Here is a 4,629-nt window from a genome sequence, read left to right as displayed (position 1 = left end):
ACATGAATTTCCAGAACTGGGGCCGTGTCAGTTTTTTGCGGAATTGTTCCTTCCCCGACAGCAATGCCCCGTGAACCTGGAAAATACTCTTCGCCAGATCTACACCAATCATTGTATCCTTCATTTTGCCGTCCTCTCCGTTAGATGGTCTACAGACCACCATCTTGGCACATTGCGATGCCGTCAGGGGAGGGCGGCAACCACCCCATCTTCAGTACCTGGAACAGCACATCGCTGATCCTACCGGCGCCAGCCGGTAGTGGTTCAGTTGCGGAGGTAGGTTTCTAACAAGAAGCCACAACGTGGGAACCTTCTAGACGCGACGATGTTCGTGGCCGCTTCGGGCTGGCTGCAGTCGCCCGCAACTCCGTCGGCCCAGCCCAGGCGGAAGATCATGATGCTGCAGCGCCGCAAGGCAGCTTCGAGCCCAGAGCCGCCGGATTGAAATCGCGCCCTTCGCTCATGCAGCAAAAAAGTTGCCTTGATTGATCCAAGCGCCACGCTGCAACGCAGCCTTAAAAGCGGCCATTCGTTGTGGGCGCAGCAAAGCTTGGAGGGTCTATGACCGAGTTGCGGGACGAAGCCGCCGTTGGGATGACCGCGAGCCGCTGTCCCCGCACAACCCGCTCCCTCATTTTGCCAAATTTTCGAGTAGATTCTCGGACCGTCGTGTTTTTCAACACGATCGGCTAGTAATGGACGTCACGACAACGGAAGTTGAGCACGTTCTAGTTCGGACTCGAGTTGTTTTTGATATCGGCGATCCTTGTAACTTTCGAACGGCACAAAGGATGCCACACTGAAATCCGGATCTATGGATAGCAGTTCTGCTCGAGCCCGCTCCAAATAGGATTTTTCATCCAGGTGAGTAGCCGCCGCAGCCCAATAAGCCGCTGCTCGTCGTGACACCCGAGGTAAGCCCGAAACCAACTGAGCAGTCCTTTCAAAATCTCCCTGAACATAGTGGGCGGCAGCCTCTAATTCCCGGCAGTAAGACGGCAGCAATGGGTCAAGCTTCATAGCGCGCCTCTGAAAAGAGAGTGCTTTCTCGGGATCGCCCAAAAAATTATAGAGTTCACCGGTCCGACCAAGGATAAATGCGCTATTCGGGTTTAGTTTGACAGCCCGGCAGAAATGGAACTCAGCCTTGTCAAAGTCGCGGAGATAAAGATTGATCGATCCCAGAATCCGGTGACTCTCTGAATCCTCAGGGTCCAGTTCGATGGCGCGCTGCGCCAAAGAAAGGGCTTCATCCAAGGTGTTCTTGTGTGTCCATTCCCTGGCTAAAGTCGCCATGGCACAAGATTTCCAAGCATATGCCCGCGCGTAGTTTGGATCAGCTCTTATCGCTTTATCGAACCACGAAAGAGCCTCTTCAGCCGATTGCTGCGTGACGCCACCAAGCCGATGTTTCTCCAATCCGCGCAACAGAAAGTCATAAGCTTTAAGATCGACCGGCCTCTTTTGTTTGGCTGCATCGCGCGTCTTTGTTTCGACGCGCGATGCGACCTTTGAAACGATGGCTGCAGCTAGGCCGTCCTGAAGGTCAAACAGATTGGTGAGGTCAGCATCAAATTTGTCGGCCCAGCAATGATCTCCGCGTCTCGTATCTATCAACTGCGCGGTGATCCTTATACGTGCGCCAATCTTTCGGACGCTGCCCTCAAGACAGTATGCGACACCTAGCTCCTGACCCAACTTACGAATGTCGACGCTGCGGTCCTTAAACGCAAAGCTGGCGTTTCGCGATACAACGAAGAGTTCCTTGAACCGAGCTAGTTCTGTGATCAGATCTTCTGAAAATCCGTCAGAAAAGTACTCCTGCTCAGGATCAGCACTCATGTTAACGAAGGGAAGAACAGCAATGGAGTTTGGTGGAATGCTGTCCAGCGGTTTAGGTGTCAGCACATCCGGATTACCGGACATGAAGCTGTGGTTTCCCATCTCACCGATGACACGGAATAACCTCTGCGGCTCCGATATGTTCTTGAGTCGATGCTCTCCCACATCCTCGAACGAGAGTTGGGAGACGCGCTTGACTTGATCGAAAACGCTCTTCGAGACCAACACTTGACCTGGCTGTGCGACACTTTCAATGCGTGCGGCTATGTTAACGCCATCGCCAAGAAGATTGTCTTGTTCTACGACTACATCGGCCAAGTGGATTCCGATACGAAGTTCAAGTTCGTTACCGTGGCGTTCCACGTTATTACGCAAGCGGCGCTGGATTTCGAAGCCGACTTGAACTGCCGATACTGGGCTCGAAAACTCAGACAGGAAACCATCTCCTGCCCGTGCGAAAACGCGGCCACCACCACGTTCCACTTGTTTGTCCATTAGCTCGGAAAGCGAGGCGAGTAGCTTCAAGGTAGCGGTTTCCGATGTCCCGACCTTCTCCGAATAACCGACGACATCAGCCGCCATAATCGTGGTCAAACGCCGCAGCATGAAATTCTCCCTCCGGAAAATCTAGCGCGTCAGAAGCTGCGATGTCCAATAAATACTTTCTGCTAAAGACCGCTTCAGTATGTGGTCGCCATTCCATTGTAGCAAGTTGGTCGATTATTGGGCTGCGTGGCTGCGCGTCTATCGCATCGAGTTTGGCCGTTACTTTGCTTCAACAGAAAAGGCCTCTATTTTGATCCGGCGGCTTTGGGCTTATTCCGTTGAAAAACTCGCCTGATCGCTCGAAAGGGCAAGATCAGCAGAATATTGTCCCGCTAAAACGCCATTCTGGAAGTACCGTTTGTCAATTGGCCTGTGACGAGAACAGTGTTCCAAGTTTCCGAGGCGATTTTGGCGTAGCGGAGTTTTTCAACAGAATAAGCCCATATTGACCGATGCTGCGCCGTGTATGAACGTCGGCACTCGCGAAAAGAAGTTCAATCTAGGATTGGCGGACAAACTTTCGGCGCAACCCTAGAAGAATTGTGCGGTTGAGGTACCACAAAAAGTAACCAACCGCGTTATTGCGTCCGCCGGTTTGGGGCATTGAGCCGCGTGACATGCGGTTCATCTGCCAAGCATAGTATTCAACCCGCGACACAGTGTTGACCAGATTTATGAACCAGTTTTGGGCGTTCAATCCGAACCGTCCCCGACCGATAACTAGGCCGTCTTCTTCGATGCCGATCTTATCGAGCGAACCGTCAAGGAGCCGGTTCACCGCATCCGGTTGAACACAAAGGGGGCGCGCAAGACCAATCATGTCTATGCCATCGTCCTCAATCGCGCGCTCTATCGCATCGATGCTGCGAAACCCTCCTGTCACCATGAGCGGGACAGTGACAGCTTTGCGCACCTCACGCGCATATTCCAAGAAATAGGCTTCGCGTTTGGTCGTGCTGTCGCGCTGTTTCTCCTCGGTTCCGTTAACAAAACTCATCTGTTCGTAGGTTCCGCCAGATAGTTCAATGAGATCAATACCGTCCTGTTCGAGCCATCGCGCAACCTGGCAGCTGTCCTCGATCGTAAATCCACCTTTCTGGAAATCCGAAGAGTTCAGCTTCACCGCAATGGGAAAATCGTTGCCTACGGCTGCGCGCGTCGCTTCATAGACCTTGCGCAGGAAATTCGCACGCTTTTCAAGTGATCCGCCCCAGTCGTCGGTACGCTGGTTTGTGATCGGCGACAGGAATTGACTGACAAGATAGCCGTGCGCGGCATGTATCTGCACACCGTCAAACCCTGCCTTTTTTGCAATCTCTGCAGTCTTGGCATAGCGTTGGATGGCCTCCTCGATATCTTCGGACGTCATTGCCCTTGGTTTTCCGAATAGGCCAAGAATGCGCAGCTTTTCGGCGGAAGGAGACAACGGTCGCGTGTGTACAACAATGGGGCATTGGCGGCCCGGATGACTTATCTGCATCCAAATTTGACTGCCACCCGACTTCGCGGACTGCGCCCACGCTTGCAGCGCATCTAGGACGCGCTCATCTTCGACAACCACATTGCCTGGCCGTTCAAGGTAACGTCTGTCGACCATGACGTTGCCGGTCATTTGCATGGCCATTCCGCCATTTGACCATCGCTCATAAAGCGTTTGATGCGCCTTGCTCGGCGCATCGCGAGCATCCGCGAGGGCTTCGGTCATGGCACTCCGGGCGAAGCGGTTTTTCAGACGCACGCCGCAAGGCAGGTCGAGGTGGTCGGAATATTTGCCTTTTGTCATGGCGTGTCACTCCAACCAATCCGCTAAAATAAAACTTGGATCACCCAAGTCGGGCTTGCTTGCCCGAGATCTTCCACCGTAGCAAGCTCTGATGCACCCATAGGCATGCCGACACAGCGGTCATTGGAACCAAGAAATCGAACGGGGCTTTGTCCGCAGTCCTGACCTTCGCCACTTCGCATATTGGGCTCATGCAGCGAATGTCCGCTTCGACGGGGTGCGACGCAGCATCGCGACTCCTCGGTCAAGGTCCGCTCTGGGCCGTTCACGATTGTCGCGCGTGGCGGGATAGCGCGGATCGCTGCGACGCGGAGATCGGCAGCAATGAGCCGATTCTGTGGAAAAACAACGTGTTGCTGTTGCAGAAAGTGTGGTTCTGAACAGAGCGCGAGCGCCTTTTCTATCAGGCTTTGCGCGTTTGCTGCGGTGCAGGAAGGATCTTGGCCAGTTTGCGGAGG

General features: G+C 53.7%; 3 protein-coding genes and 1 pseudogene. All 4 read right to left on the bottom strand.

From position 1 onward, the window contains the following. Positions 1–124 (bottom strand): annotated as a pseudogene (locus ROG8370_RS21575) (IS110 family RNA-guided transposase); the annotation flags it as partial. 578 nt (positions 125–702) lie between these two features. Continuing rightward, entirely contained in the window at positions 703–2,448 is a 1,746-nt protein-coding gene (locus tag ROG8370_RS19405; RefSeq protein ID WP_085828775.1) for an adenylate/guanylate cyclase domain-containing protein, read from the bottom strand. Positions 2,449–2,887: 439 nt separating this feature from the next. After that, a complete protein-coding gene (locus ROG8370_RS19400; protein WP_085828774.1) occupies positions 2,888–4,171 on the bottom strand; it encodes an NADH:flavin oxidoreductase/NADH oxidase family protein in 1,284 nt (427 codons plus the stop codon). Positions 4,172–4,194: 23 nt separating this feature from the next. Further along, positions 4,195–4,629 (bottom strand): hypothetical protein (locus ROG8370_RS20815; RefSeq protein WP_212580135.1); only part of this gene is annotated, 435 nt, incomplete at its 5' end.

The sequence above is a fragment of the Roseovarius gaetbuli genome, from assembly GCF_900172365.1.
GTDB classification, from domain to species: Bacteria; Pseudomonadota; Alphaproteobacteria; order Rhodobacterales; family Rhodobacteraceae; genus Roseovarius; species Roseovarius gaetbuli.
The sequence above is the reverse complement of the archived record's forward strand: the minus strand, read 5'-3'. Positions and strand labels throughout refer to the sequence as shown.